The sequence below is a fragment of the Moraxella oculi genome (assembly GCF_023336735.1).
In the GTDB taxonomy this organism is placed as follows: domain Bacteria; phylum Pseudomonadota; class Gammaproteobacteria; order Pseudomonadales; family Moraxellaceae; genus Moraxella; species Moraxella oculi.
On sequence record NZ_JAMBAQ010000008.1, the window covers coordinates 1 to 21,403 of the forward strand.

Sequence of the window (21,403 nt, forward strand, 5' to 3'; positions counted from 1 at the left end):
ACAAAGTTGGCTTTAATGAAGTGAAAGTCGGTGATGTGATCATCAACCAAGATGGCATCAACGCTGGCAATAAGAAAGTTACCAATGTTGCTGATGGTACAGAGGATGGCGATGCAGTTAATGTCAGCCAGCTGAACAAAGCTAAGGCAGCAGCCACCACTGAGGTCAAAGCAGGTAACAATGTCAGCATCGACAGCACCAAAGGTGCTCAAGGTCAAGACATCTACACCATCAACGCCAAAGACCGTTCAGCGAAAGTCGTTGCTAAAGCTCAAGGTCTGATTGCTGTTGAACAAGGTGAAACAACGAGCATTGACGGTGCTGATACCACAAGCTTTGCCGTTGATCTCACCCAAGCAGCCAAAGATGACATTGCCAAAGGTGTGAAAGCATTAGACAAGGTGGATAACCAAGGTCTGACCTTTAACACTGACAAGGGTGCTACCAATCCTCAAAAACTGGGCAGCACGCTAAATGTCAAGGGTGATAAGAACATCACCACTCAGGCACAAGGTGACACTGTTGAAGTCAAACTAAGCGATGACATCGCAGTCAACAGCATCACCACAGGTGACAGCAAACTTGACACAACAGGTCTGACCATCAACGCAGCAACACCTGCCAACACCATCAGCCTGACTGCTCAAGGCTTGAACAACGGTGGTCAACGCATCACCAATGTCGCCCCTGGTGTTGACATGACGGATGCGGTGAATGTGGGGCAGTTGATGGGAGCTACCAATCAATTGGCTGGTCGCATTGACAATGTCGCCAATCAGTCTAATGCTGGTGTGTCTTCTGCCATGGCAATGGCAGCACTGCCACAGGCTTACATTCCAGGTAAGTCAATGCTGACTGGTGGTATCGCCAGCTACAATGGTGAAGGTGCGGTAGCAGTTGGCTTCTCGAAGCTTTCTGACAATGGTCGCTGGGTGCTAAAAGTATCTGGTTCTGCCGATACCAAAGGTAAAGCAGGCGGTTCGGTGGGTGCAGGTTTCCACTTCTAAACCGCTGTTGTAAGTAGCCCATTCCATACCCTGATGAAATCATTGGGGTATGGAATTCATTAAAAATTTTCAATTCCTTTATGATCTTAACAAAATATTATTTTTTGTTACCTAGGATACTATTATGAAAAAAATTACCACATTAAGTGCTGCTGTGGCAATGCTTGCACTGTCAGGCTGTATGGGTACTAAGCAAATCAGCCAAAATATCACGAGTGAGGGTACCATTGCCGCCGAAGACATCCATTTTCCAAAGCTTGATGATGCATGGCAAAAAGATGGGCAGTTTCCAAATCGTGAAAATCTGATGAAGATTCGCCCTGGCATTGCCAAAGATGAATTGTATCAATTGATTGGTCGTCCACACTTTAATGAATCTAGTCGTGCTCGTGAGTGGGACTACATCATGAAGTTTTATAAGGCTGATGACAGCGTTAAGGTATGTCAGTATAAAGTTATTTTTGATGAAAACTTCCGTGGTCAAGAGTTTTATTGGTTGCCAAAAGAGTGTGCTGCTTATGCCAAGCCGCCAAAAGCACCTCAGCCAATCATCAACAACCCAGCACCAATCATCATCAATACTCCAGCACCAGCACCAGCGCCAGTAGCACCACCACCTGCACCAGTTGAAATCATTAATGAGCGTATCAACCTAGAGGCGGATGCGTTGTTTAAGTTTGACAAGTATAAGCTAGAAGACATGTTGCCAGCAGGTCGTGCTAAACTTGACGAACTTGCCCAAAAATTACTGGCTTGGGAAGCTCGTGGCGAATCTACTGTGAAGTTGACAGGTCATACTGACCGTTATGGTAGTGATATGTATAACATGAATCTGTCCATGATGCGTGCAAATACAGTGCGTCAGTATCTGATTTCAAAAGGTGTGAATCCACAGACTCTGACCGCAACAGGTGCAGGTGAGACGCAGCCACTACCTCATGTCATCTGTGATATTAAGGCGCCAAAACCTGAGCAAGTCAAATGTCTACAGCCGAACCGTCGTGTAGAAGTGGATGTTGTTGTCTATGCTCGTGTTTCAAAAGATGAGGTTCAACAAATTAACATGAATCAAGATTATCGAAATTTCAACCAAGGTCAATGATCACTGATTCAATGTCGTTGAGCATTAAAAAAAGCCATTCATCAGATGAGTGGCTTTTTTTAGTATGTCTTTAATCCATGAGACAAATACTGTCATGGTTATTGTGTTGATGTTTGATCAAATCTTATTGTGGTGACTTTGCCATATCAAAAATGATTGAGTAAATGGCTTAATGCTAAAAATGAGGGATGATCATCACCAGTCAGTCAGTTTTAAAATCTCTTTAAACAATGCTTTTTGTTCAGAGCTTGGTTTGGTGGATTGTAAAGAGAGAATGGCACTCATATCGCCATCAATATGGATTTTGCCCATCATGAATGCTTCAATAGCGATATTGGTGTCGCCAGTGGTGATGATGTCTTTTAGCGTGGCTTGATCAATCGTGATGGTGCTGACAGCATCGCCAGCATGCCCTTGGTGTAATTTGCCATCTTTAATATGTAGAAAAGCAGGGGTTTCTTCTTGTTCAGTCGTAACATTGATCACAAGACCAATTAAGGTGGGTGGTAGGTTTAGTTGATCGACTGATTCATTCAGTTTTTCAACGGCATCAAACCATGCTTGAGATAAAAATTGAGCCATAAAATGATCCTATAGTCCTAAAGCTTCATCAATGATGACACATAACCATGCAACAGTCATCACTAATCAGGCATTATAAAGCAATTTTACCAAAAAAGCACATTCTTCTAAAAAGTAGGTGGCAATGCTTTTTTGGCAGAGAGTTTTTCTTGATCATTAAAGCTTGAACTTTGCTAAAAAATTGCACACTTACCAAAGATTTTGTCAAAAAGTTCAAATATTTTTACAAAATATGGTTCAAACTTACATTTGTGTTGTATAATAAAGCGTGAGAACTGTTAACAATCCCATACTTTAAGTATGGAATTTATTCAATTCGGTATAAACTATTTTTGGTTTTTAGTACGCAAGCCAAGCCAATCATCGCTGAGCAAGCACTGACTTTGACCCATCAGGTGATTTTGTTGTCTGCATGATATTTTCCTTATAAAAAATAAGGATTTTTTACAGTTATTTGTTCAATAGTGATGATATTTAAGGTGCTTTGCGTTAAAATATACAAATATAACTCAAAAGCGTTGCATTATTGTTACTGCCACTCTCTAAGACCAGCTCAACAATAATACCGCTATATAAATCGGGCTGCACAGGAAAATATCCAATGAGTCTAACTAAAACAGCAGTAGTGCCGAATATTGACCATGAATATGAAATTACGATCGTGCGTTTTTTTACTATCATGGCGGTATTTTGGGGCATCATTGGCATGTCAGTGGGTGTGTTCATCGCATCTCAGCTTGCATGGCCAGCACTTAACTTTGATACATCTTGGCTGTCTTTCGGGCGATTAAGACCGCTGCATACCAATGCGGTGATCTTTGCGTTTGGGGGTTCGGCACTTTTTGCAACTTCTTACTACATCGTACAGCGTACTTGTAAGACTCGTCTGTTTGCACCATACTTGGCATGGTTTACCTTTTGGGGGTGGCAGGCGGTTATTGTTGCTGCGGTGATTACTTTGCCACTGGGCTTTACCTCTGCCAAAGAGTATGCTGAGCTTGAATGGCCGATTGATATCATGATTGCACTGGTGTGGGTCGCTTATGCCATTGTGTTTTTTGGTACTTTAATCAAACGCCAGACCTCGCATATCTATGTGGCGAACTGGTTCTTTGCTGCGTTCATCATTACCATCGCATTGCTACACATTGTCAATAACTTGGCAATACCTGTGAGTGCTTTTAAAGCGTATTCGCTATTTGGTGGTGCGACTGATGCGATGGTTCAGTGGTGGTACGGTCATAATGCGGTGGGTTTTTATTTGACTGCTGCATTCTTAGGCATGATGTATTATTTTATTCCTGTGCAAGTTGGACGCCCTGTATATTCATACCGTCTGTCCATCGTTCACTTTTGGGCCCTCATTGCCTCTTATATGTGGGCAGGTGGTCATCACCTTCACTATTCAGCACTGCCCGACTGGACACAGTCTTTGGGCATGGTGTTTTCTTTGATTTTGTTTGCTCCTTCTTGGGGTGGTATGATTAATGGTGTGTTGACGCTGTCGGGCAGTTGGGATAAATTGCGTACCGACCCAATCATTCGTTTCTTGATTGTTGCGTTGTCATTTTATGCCATGAGTACCTTTGAAGGCCCAATGCTTTCTATCAAAGCGGTGAATGCCATCAGTCATAATACTGACTGGACGGTAGGTCATGTACACTCTGGTGCATTGGGTTGGGTGGGTATGATTACCATCGGTTCGATTTATGTGCTATTGCCACGCATTTGGAATAAGGCGAAAATGTATTCAACTCAGCTCATCACTGTGCATTTTTGGTTGGCTACGACTGGCACTGTGCTGTACATTGTCGCACTTTGGATTTCTGGCATCACTCAAGGCATGATGTGGCGTGCTACCACTCCAGATGGTACTTTGGCATATGACTTTATTCAGACAGTGGTGGTGTCTCACTGGCCTTTCGTCGTTCGTGCGTTGGGTGGTGGATTGTATGTGGCAGGCATGTTGGTCATGGCATATAACTGCTATAAGACAATCAAAATGCCAAGTGTGCCTGAGCACATCGCTGAGCCAGATGAGGTTAATACTGGTAGTGATGAAATGCTTGATACTGACACCGTCAAGGCTTAAGGGGGAGAGTCATGTCAAATATTACTCATGAGATTGTTGAGAAAAATACTGGTTTGTTGGTGATTTTTATTGTCATCGCCATCAGTTTTGCAACTTTGGTTGAGATTGTCCCTTTGATTTTTGATGCCAATGACCCTGAACATGGCGGTGTCAATAAGCCATTGCCAAACATGCGTCCTTGGACCGCATTGGAACTAGAAGGGCGTGATATTTATATCCGTGAGGGCTGTCATGTGTGTCATACGCAGATGGTAAGACCATTGCGTGCCGAAGTTGAGCGTTATGGGCCATACAGTCGTGCTGCCGAATCGGCTTGGGATCATCCATTTTTATGGGGTTCTAAGCGTACTGGTCCAGATCTCGCCCGTGTTGGCGGTCGTTATTCTGATCAATGGCACATAGATCATTTGACCGATCCACGCTCTGTTGTACCTGAATCGGTGATGCCCTCATATCCTTGGCTTGCCAAGAATGAAGTGAATGGCGTAAAAGTGCAACAAAAAATGCGCATCTTTAAAGAGCGTTTTGGTTTGCCTTATACCGAAGAGGATATTGAAGCGGCACCTGACCAAGTACAGGGGGCGACTGAGCTTGACGCATTGGTTGCTTACTTGCAACAGCTTGGTATTGCAATGCAAGGTCAGCGCTAATGAACTGGGGCGTTTTACATAGTATCGCGACAGTGGCAGCATTCATCGCTTTCATTTGCATCGCATGGTGGGCGTACTCACCAAAGAATAAAAAACGCTTTGAAGAAGATGCACAACTTGCGCTTGACGATGAGTCGATCTCATCGTTGCAAGAGCGCACTAAGGATACACAATGAGCTTTTTTTGGGGTTCTTGGATTACTGTCCTATCACTCGGCTGTTGGTTATTTATCTTCGGCGTGTTAGTGTGGACACTAAAATCTAAACCTGTCTTAGAAGAAGATGAGACGACAGGTCATTCATATGACGGCATTAGAGAATACGATAAGCCATTGCCAAAATGGTGGCTGGTAATTTTCTTTGGTACATTGATTTGGGGTCTTGGCTACTTCATTTTATTCCCTTCCATTCAGCCAAATGTATGGAAAGGCATCACAACTGTGGAAGTAGATGGTCAACAAGTACCTTGGACATCGAAAAATGAACTTAACAGTCAGTTGCAAGCGAATAATAAAGTTTTTACGGAAAACTTTGAACAAGGCATCTTGACAAACGCAGGTGCTACCGAAGCAATCGGCATACTTGCAAAGCTAAATGACTTACAGTCACAAAAGCGCAGTCAGGCGGAAGTAGCACCTGAGCTGCAAGAGCAAATTGATGAACAGGTTAAGTTGCTTGCTCCTTATGTTGATAAGCTATCAACTGACCCAGAAGCATTGAAAGTGGGTAACAGACTGTTCCTACAAAACTGTGCTCTTTGTCATGGTTCGAATGCCAAAGGTGGCTTGGGCTATCCAAATTTGACAGATAATGATTGGTTGCATGGGGGTCAAGCTGAAAATATCCTATTGACCATTCATAATGGTCGTGTCGGTGCAATGGCAGCATGGCAAAAGCAACTGGGTGAATCAGGGGTGCGTGCCGCTGCTGAATATGTGCTTAGCATTTCTGGCAATCAAAACGGCTATGACTTAGATCAAGCAAAAGTGCAACAAGGCAAAGCCATCTTTGAGCAAAACTGTGTACTGTGTCATGGTCCTGATGCTAAAGGTCAGATAGCCATGGGGGCACCGAATTTGACCGATGATATTTGGCTGTTTGGTGGCGACCGTGAATCGATTCGTACCACCATCCGTCATGGTCGTTCTGGTGTGATGCCAGAGTGGCAGACCAAACTGGGTAATGAGCGTATCATGCTACTTGCTGCGTATGTGCGTTCTTTGTCTCAAAATCCAGTTGAATGATTCTTATCCCTCAATGAAAAAGAGCCTTCATTTGGCTCTTTTTTATGCAAAATATAATAGTTTGGTTAGGAAATGCCATCACTTATCGGCTTGAATGGCAAAAAAATCAGTCAATGAAAGGCATTGTTTTCACATCTTTGGTTGTTTTGCATGGGCATTTTGTTGATGAGCGGACATGCCTTGACGCTGTCAAGAACTGTGAAACCATTACGCACCCATTTTGGTCATTTGTCCATGTCATGATCATAAAAAGCAGGGATGACCTGCCTTAAATTGATGCGTGGAAAGCAGTTTTTAGCGTTGATTTTGGGCATAAATGGCCGCCTGTAGCCAAATATTTGCTTGAATATAATCATGCACTTTAATGGCTTTTGTGGCATCGGTGGTAACAGCGGCAATGCGAACCACCAATGGCATGATATCAGGCTCGCGTAAAATGACCACATCAAATAAGGTGATTTCTCGATCAAAAAATAGGGTATGACTAATGCCCAACACTTGCCCTTGGCACCACGCTTCATCTTCTTGCCCAAAAGTTTCACCAAACAGATAAATACAACTGTGTCCAAAATTAATCTCAACAGGCAACAGGCTTTCAGTTTCTGATGAGTCATTAGGTTGCCATGCTCGGATTTTTTTCTCTATGTCTTTAGGGATATGACCGCCATTGGCACTGACAATATCATTGAATGCTCTGTGATAGCGAATGGCGACTGGATCATCGACCAAGATGGTTTCGTTTTGGTTGCTGGGTGAAATGTGATACGCCCATGCACTTAGATTGACATAATAGGTTTTGGGAGTTTTGTATTCGTTTCGATTAACTGCATAGAGTTGGTCAAAAGCATAGATAACTGTGCCATCTTTACTTTTTAATCGCAAGATGGCATCGTCAGTTGCTTCACAGCGAATGATGCTTTCGATGTGGCATTCGACTCCATAAGGGCTATCAACTGCAGGAAAGGCGTTAATGAATGCTTTTGGTGTGCCGTCTTCAAGACTAAGTATTTGTTTGATATGGCAAGCAGATTGGTGAGCTAATAATAGCTTTTTATCCGAAGGTCTACTTTGGGTCAATCCACTAGGTAGAGTGGGATTCTCTAACATCGCTTGTAGCCAATTTGGCACATCTTCGCTGATGTGGTCAGTTAAGATTGCCCAATGATCACCATGCCCTGCATTTTGGTCGCAGGGCAAATCTACCTTAGTGGGCGGTACTTCATGCTTATAGGTATAATGCAGTTGATTCATGGTGGTTTCTCAAAAAAGTCTGCCATCTTAATAAGGGGGTTGGAGATAAAAATCAAGACTTATCACAGGTTGATTGTCATTTTTTTGGTTTTTTATCCAGTTTTTATTGAGTGGGTGATGAAATGTTATGCCAAAATTATCTAAATGGTGTAAACTATGCCATTTGATTAATCACTGCTATTTGAGAAAAAGATATGTTTCGTCCCTTGGCTTTATTTATCGGGCTAAGATATACCAAAGCTGAACGCAAAAATGGCTTCATTTCGTTTATTTCGCTCATCTCAATGATTGGGCTGACGCTCGGTGTGGCAGCACTGATTACGGTGCTGTCTGTCATGAACGGCTTTGATCGTGAGATGAAAACTCGCATCTTAGGGATGATTCCCCAAGCTTCTGTCATGTCTTATGACATCATACCAAACTGGCAAGAGCTGTCTTCGGCAATCAGCCAGCAGGATAATAATGTCAAAGCAACCGCACCATTCATACAGTTACAAGGCATGCTGGTGGCCAATGGTCAGGTCTCTGGTGTGATGGTGTCTGGCATTGAGCCTGAATATGAAAAAAATGTCTCCATCGTTGATGATTACATCACCCAAGGCAGCTTGAATGATTTAAAAGCTGGTGAGTTTGGTATTGTACTGGGCGAGAGCTTGGTAGAAAATATGGGTGTTGGCATGGGTGATAAAATCACGCTGGTGTTGCCTGAGGCGTCACCGTCAGTGGTTGGGGTGATACCCAGATTCAAGCAATTCACCTTGGTCGGTACTTTTAGCATCAGTAAAGATATTGATGGTGTGATGGGCTTCATCGCCATGCGTGATGCTGGCGTGATGCTTAGGTTGCCAGAGGGTGCGCAGGGCATTCGTATGCTCACCAAAGACATCTTTAAGGCGCCTGCCACTGCTCAAAATGCCGCTCGGCTTGATGATCGTTTGTACCCTAATGATTGGACAATGACGCATGGCAATCTGTTCAATGCCGTTAAGATGGAGAAATCCATCATTGGGCTGTTGCTATTTCTCATTGTCGTTGTTGCGGCATTCAACATTGTATCAAGCCTTATCATGTTAGTGACGGATAAAAAATCTGATATTGCCATTTTAAAGACTTTTGGGGCATCATCCAAATTCATCATGCAAGTATTCATCGTCCAAGGCATGATCATTGGTGTGATTGGTACGGTGGCAGGAACTGTCTTGGGGCTTGCTTTGACTTATACGGTCAATGACATCGTTACCTATATTGGACAACTGTTTGGTGTGTCGCTTATTGCTTCTGGGGCTTATCCTGTGGATTTTTTGCCCACGCAGGTTAAAGTGATGGATATTATCGTGATTGTCATGGCGTCTTTTGTTTTAAGTTTTGTGATGACGGTATATCCTGCACTTCGTGCGTCACGCATTCAGCCAGCCCAAGCACTACGCTACGAATGAGGATAAAAGATGAGTATCATTCTACAAGCCAATAACATCACAAAAATCTATGATGAGGGTAAAATTCGCACGCCCGTACTGACGGGTTTGGATTTGACCATTCATGCAGGTGAGCGAGTTGCCATTGTGGGGAGTAGTGGTTCTGGTAAAACCACACTGTTGCATCTTTTGGGTGGGCTTGACATGCCAACAACAGGTGAGGTGTGGCTGGCTGGACAGTGCCTTAGCAATCTGAATGAGACGGCTCGTGGCAAGCTTCGCAATACTTATTTGGGATTCGTTTATCAGTTTCACCATCTGTTGCCTGAATTTAGTGCGACAGAAAATGTTGCCATGCCACTCATCATGAGAGCGGATGTTTCCATCAGTGAAGCGGTTAAGCGTGCTAATGATCTGCTTGATAAGGTTGGACTGTCGCATCGCATGCACCATAGACCCAGTGAGTTATCTGGGGGTGAGCGTCAGAGAGTGGCAATTGCCAGAGCATTGGTAACCAATCCTGCACTCATCTTGGCTGATGAGCCAACAGGGAATCTGGATGATGAAAATGCACATGCGGTGTTTGAATTGCTGTCAGAGCTACAATCTACTTTTGGTACAGCACTACTGATGGTAACACATGATCGAAGTTTGGCTGCTCGTGCTGATAGGCAGCTTGAAATGCGTAGTGGCCAATGGGCATGATAAGGCATCAAAATCATTCATACCCCAAAGACAAGAGGATTTTTGGGGTTTTTATTTAAGATGATGAAAGTGTTTTATATGGAAAAATCTTCATCATGCTTATCTTTGTGTGATTTTTGTCTTTTGGTATGTCCTTTTTGGGTGCGAAAGCGGGGAGTGTTGGCGTTATAGCCAGGGCGTTTTTTCCAGTTGCTGATGATGTGATATTCAAATACCAGACGAAATATCAATCCAAGTGCGACGCTTGTGATGACGCCGCAAACGATGAGTCCGATGATGAAAGCTTTGATTGAGAATAGATGGTGACCAAATGGATTATTGCCATGGCCTGAGATCCATAAGGTAAATTCGGTTAGAATGGCACCAATCGTACGAATCCCAATCATCGGTTCGCCAATCAAAACAGCACCAACGCAATAAGCCAGCCAAAAAACTGGTATGGTGGTCAAAGGATTGGTGATCCAAGTCAGAGCAATCGCCATTGGAATGTTGGCACGCAACAGCAATGCACCAATGACGGCAAGCGGCATCTGTCCAGGCAAGGGGAAAAAAGCACACAATACCCCAACATACACCGCACGAGTCAGGGAATCTCGATGCATGTGCCAAAGGCGTGGATCAGTAACGAAAGGAGCGAACCATTTCATGACTCGGCTTTGATGCAGCTTTTCTGGCGTTGGTAGCCAGTTTTTGAGTTTTTGTTTAAGCATGATTATTATTTTGGTGTTTTAAGTTAGCAGATTATACCAAAGAAAGGCTTTTTTGACTTTTTTAATTTTGTTGATTTTTAAACTTAATTTGATGAATGATCTGTCGGAACTTGTACGAATAATGACAAAAGCGTTGCCTCTGCAATAAACGCTATAAAGTCTTAATGAGGTATGATACAATGCGTGTTTCATCAACATCAATTTAAACCTATGAACGACAAAATTGCCATCAAGCACCCCAAACCTTCTTGCAGAGCTCAAAAAAAAGCGTTAATATGGATTGATCTTGAAATGACAGGGTTGGACACCCAAAATGATGAAATCATTGAGATTGCCACCATCGTAACTGATGACAATCTTAATATTTTGGCTGAAGGTCCTGTGATGGCCATCAAGGTGCCTGATATTGTATTGACCATGATGGATGATTGGAACAAAAAGCAACATGGGCAGTCAGGACTGATAGACCGAGTTCGTCGTAGCACGACGACGCTTGCTGACGCAGAAAATGCAACGATTGAATTTTTATCCAAATGGTGTGATGAGGGCATCTCCCCCATGTGTGGTAACTCCATTTGTCAAGATCGCAGATTTTTGGCACGCCAAATGCCACGACTGGAACGGTATTTCCATTATCGCAATTTGGATGTTTCCAGCATTAAAGAGTTGTGTCATCGTTGGCGTCCTGATGTGATGACAGGATACCAAAAGGGCGGTGCTCATTTGGCGTTGGATGATATTCGTGATTCAATCCGTGAGCTTCGCCATTACCGTGAGCACTTTTTTAAATTGCTTGACTGATTGATATGATGAGTTGAAAACCGCCCATGTCACTTTTAGGGCGGTTTTTTGTTCATTTGCTTAACTTGGTGTATTGATCAAAATTTTTGATGTAGTCGTCCAAATTGTCTGAAAGCATTTGTCTGTATTGGGCGGCATAAAAGTTGATGATGTCTTCTTTTTCTTTTTCAAAATCACCAGACTTAACAAAGCCAATTGAAGCAACAGAAGCACTGTAGCGAGCGGCGGCATATAGCAATGATGATCCAACTTGACCTGCGTGTGATTGTGGCGATAGTTGACTGTTGGCAAGATTGATAAAAGCATCAGCTCGCTCATAAAACGCCTGCATCTGAGCGTTAAATTCTTCTGGGCTAAGCTTGGGCTGGTTGGGTGTATTACTCATGAATTTTCCGTTTTATTTGATTAAAGTTAATGTTGGTTTGATGTGTCAATTTTGCATCAGGTGATGCGAAAAATAAAAGAGCGTATGGACACTCTTTTATGTGGTAATGAATGTTGATGACTGCTTGATGATCAGTGTGTCGTCATAAGCCTGCATCTGCTCTTAGCCCTTCGGCACGATCAGTCTTTTCCCAAGTGAAAGCATTGTCCGAGCCAGTACGCCCAAAATGCCCATAGCTGGCGGTGATTTCGTACATGGGTTGAAGCAGATTGAGCATGCGAGTGATGCCATAAGGACGCAAATCAAAATGAGTTCGAATTAGGCGTTCGATGGCTTGATCGCTGATCTTGCCTGTGTTAAAAGTATTGATTGAGATGGAGGTTGGCTCTGCCACGCCGATGGCATAGGAGATTTGTACTTCACAGCGATCGGCAAGTCCTGCTGCTACGATGTTTTTGGCGACATAGCGACCTGCATAGGCAGCACTTCTATCAACCTTACTTGGGTCTTTGCCGCTGAACGCACCACCACCATGGCGTGCCATACCACCATAAGTATCCACAATGATTTTACGACCTGTCAGCCCTGCATCGCCGACAGGGCCGCCAATCACAAATCGACCTGTTGGATTGATGTGATAAAGTGTGTCTTTGTGCAGCAATTCGCTTGGAATGACAGGTTTGATGATTTCTTCAATCACGGCTTCTTTTAGGGAGTCATGACTGATGTCTGGGTCGTGCTGGGTGGACAGTACCAGTGCATCAACAGCGATCGGTTTGTGATTTGCGTCATAACGCAAGGTAACCTGTGCCTTAGCGTCTGGGCGTAACCAGCTGAGTGTGCCATCTTTACGCAGTTTGGCTTGGCGCTCCATCAGGCGATGAGAAAGCTGAATCGGTGCTGGCATGAGCACATCTGTTTCATTGGTGGCGTATCCAAACATCAGTCCTTGATCGCCTGCACCTTGATTTTCTAGACAATCTCTATCCACGCCTTGAGCGATTTCTGGTGATTGTTTACCAATCATGTTAATGACGGCACAGCTGTTGCCATCAAAGCCTAAGTCTGAATGATTGTAGCCGATTTTATTGACGGTGGTGCGTACAACGCCTTCAACATCGATATTGGCATGAGTGCTGATTTCACCTGCCAATACGATGGCTCCTGTTTTGGTGAGTGTTTCGCATGCCACACGAGCATCCTTGTCTTTGCTTAAAATGGCGTCAAGCAGGGCATCAGAGATTTGATCGGCCATTTTATCTGGGTGGCCTTCAGAGACAGACTCCGAGGTAAATACTTGATAATTCATAAAAAATCACTTATAAAAATAAACAAAAGATTGTACGCATTTTGGTGGCTTTTCTAGGCTTGACAAAATGGTGTGAACACCTAACGCACAAGGGGATAAAACACGCAGAGAATTTCTAAAAACTCTAAAAAATCATCTGGGTATTTGGCGGAAAATTATAAAATATTTTTACAAAAATTGCTAATAAAATATTTTATGATGAGTGTCAAAGCTACTTTTTATAATGCTCTTAACAACACATGAGCCATGATTAACATGAGCCATGATTATTAGTGGGTTGTTATGTGTACATGACCGACAAGTTTATTTTGACAGATGATGTGAAAAATCTGAGCGTGTTATTTCAATTGATTGGAATGTTTGGGCCATAACCATATGCAAGCACTAAAAAAGTAGCGTTAATGGGGTGTTTTTGACATTTTCCACATGCTTTGATGAGTGCTTTTTTATCAAATCGAATTTTGTGATGGTGGGTGCCTTAATCAAATTCGTTGGAGATGACATTGTAGGCATCAACGGATTTTTTTAAAACAGCTGTGTGCTGTGAGATGACCAGACTTAAAAAATGGTGCAGATTGCCCCAATGAATAAAAATCCACTGTTTTTTGGGCGGATTGTGGTACAATTTTATCAAATGTTTTTCGTTAAGAATCATCATGATGACCAACAATCACCCCCAAAGCATGAGCCATCATGTCATCATCATCGGTGGCGGTCAAGTGGGCATGTCTTTTGCTCTTTTACTTGCTCATCAAGGCGTTCATAGTACGCTGATTGAGCAATCTAAATATCCGACCATCAGTCCTGATGACGATGTAGGGCGTACCCAATATTTGGACAGTCGTAATACAGCCTTATCAAGAAGGACGGTGCAGATTTATGCCGAAATTGGACTTTGGGAGCGTATGCAAAGCCATGCGTGTCGTATTGATGGCGTGCAAATCAGCGAGGTGGGTGGCTTTGGCAGGGCAATGCTGGACAAGGCAGCAGAGGGCGTGGAGAGCTTTGGTCAAGTGATGGAAAACGCCTGGATGGGGCGGCAGTTATTATTGGCGGTGCAGGCAAGCCCTTTCATTTGCCTGATTGATAATGCCAGTGTGATAGACATTCATCAAGATGGTGTTTGTGCGACGGTGTTTTTTAATAAAGATGGTGAAAGTCACCACATGAAAGCCCCTTTATTGGTGGCGTGTGATGGGAAAGATTCGATCAGTCGCAAGCTATTAAATGTCGGTGCAGACACTCATGATTATGGGCAAGTAGGCATCGTAGGTGTGGTGCAGACTGATAAGCCGCATCGGCACATTGGCATTGAACGGTTTTCCCCTGTCGGACCTTTGGCGGTGCTACCTTTGACGGACGGTCGTGGTGATGGTATTGATGGCACAACGCAAGGTTATCGCCGTTCGGTGGTGTTTATTTGTAAAACTGGTGAACAGGACCGTTACTTACAAGACGATGAATATTTTAAAGAAACACTCCAAAGAGTCTTTGGTGAGACGGCAGGGCGATTCATGGCGGTCGGTCGCCGTGGGGCGTATCCGCTGACTAAGGTGTTGGCACATCGCCAGGCGGTGGGTCGCTGTGTCATCATGGGAAATGCGGCTCATACCCTACATCCCGTGGCAGGTCAAGGCTTTAATCTGTGTCTTAGAGACGCACATGCTTTAGCGAGCATGCTTGGAGAGAATGTGCGTAATAACCCTGATTATGATTTGGGCAGTCATACTAATTTGATTGCCTATGAGCAGGCACGCCAAAAAGACCAAAAGCGAGTGATTCGGTTTTGTGATACCGTAGTGGAGAGTTTTTGCCACCCCAATCCCATGATGAAATTTGCCAGAAATCTTGGCTTGGTTGCTTTTGATAAGATTCCTGGTGTCAAGCCTTTGGTGGCAAGTTACGCAATGGGACTGAAATCTTGATGTTATGATGCTAAGCAAAGATCGTGATGAGCGATTTTTTAGGAATTTTTGACAAAAAGACAAAAAACACTTGCAATCAATCAAAAAATCGCTATAATACACGCTTACGGAAGCTTGGCAGAGCGGTTGAATGCACCGGTCTTGAAAACCGGCGTGGGTTTGTAGCCCACCGAGAGTTCGAATCTCTCAGCTTCCGCCATATCTTTAAATTTTTTACCGCTTAAGGAAGCTTGGCAGAGCGGTTGAATGCACCGGTCTTGAAAACCGGCGTGGGTTTGTAGCCCACCGAGAGTTCGAATCTCTCAGCTTCCGCCACACACACCACCCACTTGGGTGGTTTTTTATTGGAAAAAAAATTGTTTGGGCGTTGCTTTTGCGTTACAATGACCACCTTAATTGTCTTATTTAACTACCTATGTCTTTAATCCGTCGCCGTAGACTTACCAAAAATCAAACACGCCAAATCCAAAAGAACCAAGACAACTTCATTGATGATGGTACGCTGGCGTGTGGTGTGATTGTTTCGCATTTTGGCAAACAGCTGGATGTGCAAATCACACAACTGCCCACAATCGCACCAAAACAACCTACTGAGCTAAAAATCGGTGATATTTGGCGTTGCCATGCTCGTACTAATTTGCCAATGATGGCGGCAGGCGATGAGGTAAAGTTTAGTGTGTGTGCAACGGCGAGCATGGGTCGGATTGAGTCATTGTCTGACAGGCGTACGCTCATCACTCGCCCTGATCGTTATAATAAGGTCAAACCTGTGGCGGCAAATGTCGACACGCTTGCCATTGTCTTTGCACCTCTGCCCAAGCCTGCAACCAACCTGATTGATCGTTATTTGTTGGTTGCAAGATTTAGCGGTGTTCAGCCCTTATTGGTACTCAATAAAGCTGATTTGTTGGGTGATTTTGATGAGGTTGCTCAAATTTTTCAAGAATATCAACTGCTTGGCGAACGATATGGGTTTAAAGTCATGCAGACATCAAGCATCAGTCAAAGCGGTATTCATGAATTAAAATCGCAACTTAATGATGGTTTGACCATCTTTGCAGGTCAGTCAGGTGTGGGTAAGTCAAGCCTAATCAATCACATCCTGCCCAATGCCAATCAATCCACCAATGTGATTTCGGTGGCATCGCAGCTTGGACAGCACACCACGACGACAAGTCGGTTGCTTGCCTTTGATGATACGGACTTGGCAAAAGGAGGCATCATCGATACTCCAGGCATTCGTGAATACGGTATTTGGCATTTATCCAGTGATGATGTCATGATGGGTTTTGATGAGCTGAGTGAGATTCATGGTGAGTGTCGATTCCGTGATTGCAATCATGCACAAGATACCAAAGGATGTGCTTTTTGGAGGGCGGTGGCTGATGGTCGGGTGCTGGCTAGGCGACTAGAAAGCTTTAACGAGTTGATTAAAGAGGCGAAAATGAGTGCGTCAGCTGCCAGAAATCAATCCGCTAAAAATTAGTCAATGGTTGGATAAATGATCGGATATTTGGTAAATAAAATCTATTTTTACCTAAAATTTCGACCAAAGTTTGGTATAATGCGTTTTTATTGAGTAACAATGGGAGTAATCGTGGAGCGTTGGCTAACTTTTATGGGCAATCACCCTGTACTTTTTGGCATCTTGGCAGTGTTGATTATTGCCTTTTTTATGGTGGAGGGTAAGCGAAATGGTAAAAAAGTTACCCCAAATGAGCTTGGGTTGCTTGTCAATAATCAACATGCTCGCATCATCGACATTAGGGCTGCTAATAAGTTTGCCATATCGCACATTTCAGGCAGTCGAAACATTCCTTTTGCCGAACTTAAAAACCACCTAGATGAGCTGCGTACCATTGATACGCCTGTGATTTTTGTGTGTGATATGGGCTTGCAGTCAGGGGCGGCGGTCAGTTTGGTGGGTAAGTCAAATTTCATGCGTCTGTCAGGTGGCATACAAGGCTATCAGATGGCAGGCTTGCCGTTAGCCACGACTAAAAAATAGGCGTTTAAACTTACTGATATCATCATCTTTATCTTTAAATGAAAATTATGTGCAATTTGACTTGAAAAATTTGTCATTCATCCCAATCAACAATGATAAGAGCTTATCTCATATCATCACTTGTGATTTTATGGGGCGTAGCATCAGTTTTTATTGCTAAGGATGAATGATGACTCAAGTCAGCTTATATATCAAAGAAGAATGTCCGTATTGCAAGGCAGCGATACAGCTTTTGCATGACAAAGGCATAAAATACACTGCAATCAGCGTGTATGACATGCGACCAGATGAACGCAATGAGTTGGCATTGCGTACTAACAATCATCGTACCGTACCCCAAATTTTTATTGGCGAAACTTTTATTGGTGGCTTTGATCAGCTCAATAAACTCAATCGCAACGGTGAATTAGACACCATGCTTGGTGCTTAGTCCATACTGAGTATTGTGTTAAAATTTTGCTTTTTTTAGCCGTGTTTTAATTTTTTTAACCTTTAATTTTACTAACCTAAGGAATAACCATGACAGAACAAGCCCAACCGCAACTAGGTCTTGAACGCATTTATGTTAAAGACATTTCATTTGAAGTGCCAACCGCCGAGGTATTCACTAAAGAATGGCAGCCTGAAATGGAAATCAGCTTGACCACAGCATCAAACGATTTGGACGAAGAACATAAAGAAATCATTTTGACGGTTAATGTTACTGTTAAAAATGGTGGTAGTACCGCATACATCGCCGAAGTGCAGCAAGCAGGCATTTTCTTATTAAAAAATATTCCAGAAGAAGATTTGGCACACTTGCAACAAGCCTATTGCCCAAACATTCTATTCCCTTATGCTCGTGAAGTCATCAGCGACTTGGTATCTCGTGGAAGCTTCCCACAACTGTTGCTGGCACCAGTAAATTTCGACCAAGCTTATTTGCAGGCACAAGCAGAAGGCAAAGCCTGATATCCATACAAAAAAGCGACCCAAGTGATGGTCGCTTTTTTATGCCAGCTAAGAAAAAATCTTAGGCTGTCGTCTGGGTGTGCTGATTTCCTCTAGACTGATTTGTGTTTGGGTGCGGCAGTTTCTTTGTGGGCGTAGAATATCTCTACTTAGGGCTGCAATCTCATAAATGGCTCGGCGTGAGTGCACCAGATTGCTTTTGGCATCTGTCCAAGATGGCGATATGCTTAATGGGGCAGGTAGTGGTGTGGTCAATATGCCTGATCGAGCGAATTGTCGTCTGGCTCGTGCCATGTGATAGCGATCAGTCACAAGATATACGCTGTTTGGTAATTCGTGGTATTTTAGTAATTTTGCTGTAAATACAGCATTTTCGCAGGTATTCATGCTGGCATTGTCGCTGATGATGACGGTCTTAACCATGTCTTTGAGTTTTGATTTTAAATAATCTTGTAGCCAAGGCGATTCAACTCCGCTGGTGATGATGGGTAAGGGGTGTTTTTTATGGCGAATGATGGTCTCATCGGCACGGCTTTGACTGTAATGATTGAGTGAAATGTTGCCATTTTTTTTGGTCAGACCGCCGCCTAGCACCACCAAAGAGGCAGGCGGACCTCCATCAGGCAAAGTAAGTAGGCTAAACGCATTTAATAATAACACACTTAAATTGGCAAAAATCGGCGTAAACAATGAGCAGGTGATGAGTATGATGGCAAGTATTAATCCCATCACCAATCGTTTTAGCTTATGCCAAACATTTTGCCAGCACTTTGTCATATCAACCACCGTCTTCATGCACCCAAACAGGCTCTCGCACAAGTCTTACTCCAAAAATTTTAAAGACAGCATCAATGATGAAGTTTTGTGCTTGTAAAATGTCATTTTGTGTGGCGATTTGTGGTGCGTGGTTCGTTAAGACCAAGGCTTGTTTTTCATGGGTGAGTATCGGAGCGATTCCTTTGCCTTTAAGTCCAGCTCGATCGATCAGCCAGCCTGCTGGAATCTTGATGACATCATCATCAATGGGATAGCTTGGCAAATCAGGATGAACCGCTTTTAATTGATGAAAAGTCTCCATTGGAATGATGGGGTTTTGAAAAAATGAACCGCAATTGGCTAGGATTGAAGGGTTGGGCAGTTTTTCTTGACGAATTTGTACAACTGCTTTAAAAACATCATGCGGATGGGGTTTGGTGCGTCCATGTCTGTGGGCAATGTCTGTGGATATGGTTGATAAATCACCGTAGCTAGTCATGGTCTTTTGGCAGGATTTGTGTAACTTAAATACCACATGACTGATTAGGTAGCGATTTGGATACTCTTTAAAAAAACTGTGTCGATAGCCAAATTCACACGCTTCATTATCAAATGCCACACAGTTGCCAGTGGTCAAATCAAAGGCAAAGACCGTCTTGATGAAGTCGGAAACCTGCACCCCATAAGCCCCAATGTTTTGTACAGGGCTTGCGCCGACCAAGCCAGGAATTAAGGCGAGATTTTCCAGTCCATGCCAGCCATTTTCTAGGCATTGCTTGACAAAATCATGCCAGTTTTCTCCGCAGCCGACTTTAATGACCACATGGGTGTCATCTTGACTGATGACATCAATGCATTTGAATCTGGGTAGTAGCACCAACGCATTTAGGTGTTTGGGTAGTAGGACATTGCTACCACCAGACAGAACAAAAATGCTAAGATGATTCTGATGAGCAAAACTCATCGCTGAATTGATGTCATCAGTGAGTGTGTCAGCATTGTCTAATACCATGGCGTGCGTTGCGAAGCATGACAGCGCCATGGTGTTGCACTCAGATAAATCGTAGTGGCGTATGATTTTGCTGGTCAACGGATCATTCATGAGTCATCTCTTTATGCCACAGATTCAGCCAGCGGCGGCTTGCTTGTTCGATGTGGGCGAACATGGTTTGAAAATCATGGATATTGCCATAGTAAGGGTCGTGAACTGCACGCTCATCAAACATGAGAACTTGAGCAGTAGCGTCTGATGGCATCATTTTTTGTAGGCTTGTTAGGTTGTTGGCATCCATTGCAAAGATGAAATCAAATTCATAAAAGTCATCATGGCACACTTGTCTGGCTCTTAAATTCGATAGATCGTAACCAAGAGATTGACCGACGGCAAGAGCACGCTCATCAGGTGGATTACCACAATGATAATTGGCAGTACCTGCTGAATCAAAATCGATATCAAATCCTTGATTTTTAGACAGTTGTGTCATGACTGCTTGGGCTGAAGGACTTCGACAGATGTTACCAAGACAAACGAATAAAATGGATGCTGGGAGCATGATGGTGCTTTCTCATAAAATTAAAGGAATCATTTTAGCATAAATAACAGCATCGTAATGAATAAAATCCATCATGTCTACCATTGGTTTTTAAATTTGGTCAAATCCCTGCGTTCTTTTTTATTGGGTTTGGTGTCAGGGCGAGCAAGGTTTTGTAATTTGCGTTGTTCAGCAAAAAATTCACGAGTTGCGACACTCTCAGCCGTTTCCTCATAGAGTGTTTGGGCGATGGTGGCATTGCCCCTGTTTTCGGATAAGGCTTTGATGACAATTACTTTTTCTTCCAAACGAGTGGCATGACCTTGACGAATGGACAGCGTATCGCCCACTTGCAGCTCTTTACTGACTTTGATTTTTTGACCGTTCATGTGAACTTTGCCACTTTCAATGGCTTCTTTAGCAAGCGTGCGAGTTTTAAAAAATCTGGCAGCCCAGAGCCATTTGTCGGCACGGACTTTTAATAAAGGTTCATCTGATTTCATCAATTTGCTTTTTCCTTGATAGACGCTATCCACGCTAGGGTTTCTGGGGTTTTGACCATGGGGTTTAGGCGAAATTCTCGGTTATAATTAGAGCTGTCCGCCCAACTGATAAAGTACACTGTATCACCCAGCTTGTCATTTGGTTTGATGGTTAATTTGACGGAATTATTCCCAAGGGTAAAATAATAACAGTAGTCAATCTGTATGATGTCGTTATAAGGGATTTCTACGCTTGCTGTGCGATTTTTGATAAAAAGACCTTTACCAGTGTCAATGACTTCATGAGCGGTATAAGGGTAAATCTGGCGAGTGTGATAAATGGCAATGGCATAAAGAGCAAAAACCACCAAAAAACCCGTTGAGTGTACAATGGTTAAAATCAACAAGATTACCAAAATCAGCCAATGATACTGATGACCAAAGGTTAGGTGTTTGATGTTGTGATTGGCGATGTGTTTTGGAATTGGGGTCATGAC

Annotated in this window: 24 protein-coding genes and 2 tRNA genes; 16 read left to right on the forward strand and 10 right to left on the reverse strand. The window is 43.3% G+C overall.

Annotation, left to right across the window (positions count from 1 at the left end; translation table 11 throughout):
• Nucleotides 1–1,007 (forward strand): YadA family autotransporter adhesin (locus tag M2R47_RS04975; RefSeq protein WP_249099817.1); only part of this gene is annotated, 1,007 nt, incomplete at its 5' end.
• 124 nt (nt 1,008–1,131) lie between these two features.
• Nucleotides 1,132–2,109, forward strand: a complete 978-nt coding sequence (locus M2R47_RS04980) for an OmpA family protein (protein ID WP_249099820.1) — start codon at nt 1,132–1,134, stop codon at nt 2,107–2,109.
• A 195-nt stretch (nt 2,110–2,304) separates the two neighbouring features.
• On the opposite strand, the gene M2R47_RS04985 is transcribed toward M2R47_RS04980, so the two are convergent.
• Entirely contained in the window at nt 2,305–2,691 is a 387-nt protein-coding gene (locus M2R47_RS04985; protein WP_249099824.1) for an SCP2 sterol-binding domain-containing protein, read from the reverse strand.
• Nucleotides 2,692–3,292: 601 nt separating this feature from the next.
• Between M2R47_RS04985 and ccoN the strand changes: the two genes are divergently transcribed.
• From ccoN to ccoP, 4 genes are read left to right on the forward strand one after another with little or no spacing between them, the layout of a single operon-like run.
• Complete coding sequence (gene ccoN, locus M2R47_RS04990; RefSeq protein ID WP_249099826.1) at nt 3,293–4,783, forward strand: cytochrome-c oxidase, cbb3-type subunit I; 1,491 nt, start codon at nt 3,293–3,295, stop codon at nt 4,781–4,783.
• Between the two features lie 11 nt (nt 4,784–4,794).
• Nucleotides 4,795–5,433: a cytochrome-c oxidase, cbb3-type subunit II gene (gene ccoO / locus M2R47_RS04995; protein WP_249099829.1), complete on the forward strand. Its 639-nt coding sequence runs from the start codon at nt 4,795–4,797 to the stop codon at nt 5,431–5,433.
• The gene (locus M2R47_RS05000) at nt 5,433–5,609 is read left to right on the forward strand and encodes a cbb3-type cytochrome oxidase subunit 3 (RefSeq protein ID WP_249099831.1); all 177 of its coding nucleotides are present in this window, start codon (nt 5,433–5,435) and stop codon (nt 5,607–5,609) included. The genes ccoO and M2R47_RS05000 overlap by 1 nt, the downstream gene beginning before the upstream one ends.
• Nucleotides 5,606–6,676 (forward strand): cytochrome-c oxidase, cbb3-type subunit III, encoded by a 1,071-nt coding sequence (gene ccoP, locus M2R47_RS05005; protein ID WP_249099835.1) that lies wholly within the window; start codon nt 5,606–5,608, stop codon nt 6,674–6,676. Before M2R47_RS05000 ends, ccoP begins: the two co-directional genes overlap by 4 nt.
• A gap of 294 nt (nt 6,677–6,970) precedes the next feature.
• Here ccoP and M2R47_RS05010 read toward each other — a convergent pair whose 3' ends face one another.
• Entirely contained in the window at nt 6,971–7,927 is a 957-nt protein-coding gene (locus M2R47_RS05010) for a hypothetical protein (protein ID WP_249099837.1), read from the reverse strand.
• 194 nt (nt 7,928–8,121) lie between these two features.
• Here M2R47_RS05010 and M2R47_RS05015 point away from each other — a divergent pair, with 194 nt between their 5' ends.
• Nucleotides 8,122–9,363: a lipoprotein-releasing ABC transporter permease subunit gene (locus M2R47_RS05015; protein ID WP_249099840.1), complete on the forward strand. Its 1,242-nt coding sequence runs from the start codon at nt 8,122–8,124 to the stop codon at nt 9,361–9,363.
• 9 nt (nt 9,364–9,372) lie between these two features.
• Entirely contained in the window at nt 9,373–10,047 is a 675-nt protein-coding gene (lolD, locus tag M2R47_RS05020; protein ID WP_249099842.1) for a lipoprotein-releasing ABC transporter ATP-binding protein LolD, read from the forward strand.
• Nucleotides 10,048–10,121: 74 nt separating this feature from the next.
• Here lolD and M2R47_RS05025 read toward each other — a convergent pair whose 3' ends face one another.
• Nucleotides 10,122–10,757 (reverse strand): DUF2062 domain-containing protein, encoded by a 636-nt coding sequence (locus tag M2R47_RS05025; RefSeq protein WP_249099845.1) that lies wholly within the window; start codon nt 10,755–10,757, stop codon nt 10,122–10,124.
• 210 nt (nt 10,758–10,967) lie between these two features.
• On the opposite strand from M2R47_RS05025, the gene orn reads away from it, so the two are divergent.
• Entirely contained in the window at nt 10,968–11,558 is a 591-nt protein-coding gene (gene orn / locus M2R47_RS05030) for an oligoribonuclease (RefSeq protein ID WP_249099847.1), read from the forward strand.
• 52 nt (nt 11,559–11,610) lie between these two features.
• On the opposite strand, the gene M2R47_RS05035 is transcribed toward orn, so the two are convergent.
• Both M2R47_RS05035 and metK read right to left on the reverse strand, forming a co-directional pair.
• Complete coding sequence (locus M2R47_RS05035; protein WP_249099850.1) at nt 11,611–11,943, reverse strand: DUF3144 domain-containing protein; 333 nt, start codon at nt 11,941–11,943, stop codon at nt 11,611–11,613.
• A 142-nt stretch (nt 11,944–12,085) separates the two neighbouring features.
• On the reverse strand, nt 12,086–13,252 hold the full coding sequence (gene metK, locus M2R47_RS05040; RefSeq protein WP_249099854.1) for a methionine adenosyltransferase: 1,167 nt from the start codon (nt 13,250–13,252) through the stop codon (nt 12,086–12,088).
• A 683-nt stretch (nt 13,253–13,935) separates the two neighbouring features.
• On the opposite strand from metK, the gene M2R47_RS05045 reads away from it, so the two are divergent.
• The 7 genes from M2R47_RS05045 (at nt 13,936) to secB (ending at nt 18,136) form a co-directional block, all read left to right on the forward strand.
• Complete coding sequence (locus M2R47_RS05045; RefSeq protein ID WP_249100025.1) at nt 13,936–15,177, forward strand: FAD-dependent monooxygenase; 1,242 nt, start codon at nt 13,936–13,938, stop codon at nt 15,175–15,177.
• Nucleotides 15,178–15,285: 108 nt separating this feature from the next.
• Nucleotides 15,286–15,376, forward strand: a tRNA-Ser gene (locus M2R47_RS05050).
• A gap of 25 nt (nt 15,377–15,401) precedes the next feature.
• Nucleotides 15,402–15,492, forward strand: a tRNA-Ser gene (locus M2R47_RS05055).
• Between the two features lie 100 nt (nt 15,493–15,592).
• Nucleotides 15,593–16,663 carry a ribosome small subunit-dependent GTPase A gene (rsgA, locus tag M2R47_RS05060; protein ID WP_249099856.1) on the forward strand — a complete coding sequence of 357 codons (1,071 nt, stop codon included), beginning with the start codon at nt 15,593–15,595 and terminating at the stop codon, nt 16,661–16,663.
• Between the two features lie 111 nt (nt 16,664–16,774).
• Entirely contained in the window at nt 16,775–17,185 is a 411-nt protein-coding gene (locus tag M2R47_RS05065) for a rhodanese-like domain-containing protein (RefSeq protein ID WP_249099858.1), read from the forward strand.
• Between the two features lie 169 nt (nt 17,186–17,354).
• Nucleotides 17,355–17,615, forward strand: a complete 261-nt coding sequence (grxC, locus tag M2R47_RS05070; protein ID WP_249100028.1) for a glutaredoxin 3 — start codon at nt 17,355–17,357, stop codon at nt 17,613–17,615.
• A gap of 83 nt (nt 17,616–17,698) precedes the next feature.
• The gene (gene secB / locus M2R47_RS05075; RefSeq protein ID WP_249100030.1) at nt 17,699–18,136 is read left to right on the forward strand and encodes a protein-export chaperone SecB; all 438 of its coding nucleotides are present in this window, start codon (nt 17,699–17,701) and stop codon (nt 18,134–18,136) included.
• 48 nt (nt 18,137–18,184) lie between these two features.
• Here secB and M2R47_RS05080 read toward each other — a convergent pair whose 3' ends face one another.
• From M2R47_RS05080 to M2R47_RS05100, 5 genes are all read right to left on the reverse strand, one after another.
• On the reverse strand, nt 18,185–18,865 hold the full coding sequence (locus tag M2R47_RS05080; protein ID WP_249099860.1) for a YdcF family protein: 681 nt from the start codon (nt 18,863–18,865) through the stop codon (nt 18,185–18,187).
• Nucleotides 18,866–18,914: 49 nt separating this feature from the next.
• Nucleotides 18,915–19,994, reverse strand: coding sequence for a UDP-N-acetylmuramate dehydrogenase (murB, locus tag M2R47_RS05085; RefSeq protein WP_249099863.1), 1,080 nt, complete (start codon nt 19,992–19,994; stop codon nt 18,915–18,917).
• The gene (locus M2R47_RS05090) at nt 19,987–20,445 is read right to left on the reverse strand and encodes a low molecular weight protein-tyrosine-phosphatase (protein WP_283162913.1); all 459 of its coding nucleotides are present in this window, start codon (nt 20,443–20,445) and stop codon (nt 19,987–19,989) included. The genes murB and M2R47_RS05090 overlap by 8 nt, the downstream gene beginning before the upstream one ends.
• A 77-nt stretch (nt 20,446–20,522) precedes the next feature.
• Nucleotides 20,523–20,927 carry an RNA-binding S4 domain-containing protein gene (locus M2R47_RS05095; protein WP_249100033.1) on the reverse strand — a complete coding sequence of 135 codons (405 nt, stop codon included), beginning with the start codon at nt 20,925–20,927 and terminating at the stop codon, nt 20,523–20,525.
• On the reverse strand, nt 20,927–21,400 hold the full coding sequence (locus M2R47_RS05100; protein WP_249099871.1) for a hypothetical protein: 474 nt from the start codon (nt 21,398–21,400) through the stop codon (nt 20,927–20,929). The genes M2R47_RS05095 and M2R47_RS05100 overlap by 1 nt, the downstream gene beginning before the upstream one ends.
• Between the last annotated feature and the right edge of the window lie 3 nt (nt 21,401–21,403).

Bases quoted from the DNA above. Each gene is read 5' to 3' on its own strand.
- M2R47_RS04980 (WP_249099820.1), top strand. From the start codon at position 1,132: ATGAAAAAAATTACCACATTAAGTGCTGCTGTGGCAATGCTTGCACTG.
- M2R47_RS04985 (WP_249099824.1), bottom strand. From the start codon at position 2,691: ATGGCTCAATTTTTATCTCAAGCATGGTTTGATGCCGTTGAAAAACTG.
- ccoN (WP_249099826.1), top strand. From the start codon at position 3,293: ATGAGTCTAACTAAAACAGCAGTAGTGCCGAATATTGACCATGAATAT.
- ccoO (WP_249099829.1), top strand. From the start codon at position 4,795: ATGTCAAATATTACTCATGAGATTGTTGAGAAAAATACTGGTTTGTTG.
- M2R47_RS05000 (WP_249099831.1), top strand. From the start codon at position 5,433: ATGAACTGGGGCGTTTTACATAGTATCGCGACAGTGGCAGCATTCATC.
- ccoP (WP_249099835.1), top strand. From the start codon at position 5,606: ATGAGCTTTTTTTGGGGTTCTTGGATTACTGTCCTATCACTCGGCTGT.
- M2R47_RS05010 (WP_249099837.1), bottom strand. From the start codon at position 7,927: ATGAATCAACTGCATTATACCTATAAGCATGAAGTACCGCCCACTAAG.
- M2R47_RS05015 (WP_249099840.1), top strand. From the start codon at position 8,122: ATGTTTCGTCCCTTGGCTTTATTTATCGGGCTAAGATATACCAAAGCT.
- lolD (WP_249099842.1), top strand. From the start codon at position 9,373: ATGAGTATCATTCTACAAGCCAATAACATCACAAAAATCTATGATGAG.
- M2R47_RS05025 (WP_249099845.1), bottom strand. From the start codon at position 10,757: ATGCTTAAACAAAAACTCAAAAACTGGCTACCAACGCCAGAAAAGCTG.
- orn (WP_249099847.1), top strand. From the start codon at position 10,968: ATGAACGACAAAATTGCCATCAAGCACCCCAAACCTTCTTGCAGAGCT.
- M2R47_RS05035 (WP_249099850.1), bottom strand. From the start codon at position 11,943: ATGAGTAATACACCCAACCAGCCCAAGCTTAGCCCAGAAGAATTTAAC.
- metK (WP_249099854.1), bottom strand. From the start codon at position 13,252: ATGAATTATCAAGTATTTACCTCGGAGTCTGTCTCTGAAGGCCACCCA.
- M2R47_RS05045 (WP_249100025.1), top strand. From the start codon at position 13,936: ATGAGCCATCATGTCATCATCATCGGTGGCGGTCAAGTGGGCATGTCT.
- rsgA (WP_249099856.1), top strand. From the start codon at position 15,593: ATGTCTTTAATCCGTCGCCGTAGACTTACCAAAAATCAAACACGCCAA.
- grxC (WP_249100028.1), top strand. From the start codon at position 17,355: ATGACTCAAGTCAGCTTATATATCAAAGAAGAATGTCCGTATTGCAAG.
- M2R47_RS05080 (WP_249099860.1), bottom strand. From the start codon at position 18,865: ATGGGATTAATACTTGCCATCATACTCATCACCTGCTCATTGTTTACG.
- murB (WP_249099863.1), bottom strand. From the start codon at position 19,994: ATGAATGATCCGTTGACCAGCAAAATCATACGCCACTACGATTTATCT.
- M2R47_RS05090 (WP_283162913.1), bottom strand. From the start codon at position 20,445: ATGCTCCCAGCATCCATTTTATTCGTTTGTCTTGGTAACATCTGTCGA.
- M2R47_RS05095 (WP_249100033.1), bottom strand. From the start codon at position 20,927: ATGAAATCAGATGAACCTTTATTAAAAGTCCGTGCCGACAAATGGCTC.
- M2R47_RS05100 (WP_249099871.1), bottom strand. From the start codon at position 21,400: ATGACCCCAATTCCAAAACACATCGCCAATCACAACATCAAACACCTA.